Origin of the sequence: Mesorhizobium sp. M00.F.Ca.ET.216.01.1.1, assembly GCF_004010325.2 — a bacterium.
GTDB lineage: Bacteria > Pseudomonadota > Alphaproteobacteria > Rhizobiales > Rhizobiaceae > Mesorhizobium.
In genome coordinates, this window is record NZ_SADR02000432.1 from 1 (window position 1) to 306 (window position 306).

General features: G+C 63.4%; 1 pseudogene. It reads right to left on the reverse strand.

The annotated features are described in order from the left end of the window. Positions 1 to 306: pseudogene (locus EN859_RS36815) on the reverse strand (GMC family oxidoreductase); the annotation flags it as partial.

Genomic DNA, 306 nt, shown 5'->3' on the forward strand with positions numbered 1-306 from the left:
ATGCAGCGGCTCGCCCAGCCGGTCCGTGCTCAGCGGCTGCACATGGTATTCGAGGTCGGGTGTCGCAAGGCGCGGATCGCTCCTGGCGAAGATGCCGAGCTGGCTCGGCGCCATCGACAACGGTCCGCTGCGCTTCAACACGTATTCCAGCCCCATCGACGCGCGGCTGACCAGATTGTGGTAGCGCTGGTTAAGCGTCGCCGCATTCGACACCTTGAAGACGGTGCGGATTTGCAGATGGTCCTGCAAATTCTCTCCGACGCCCGGCAAGGCATGATGCACGTCCACGCCGATCCCTGAGAGCAG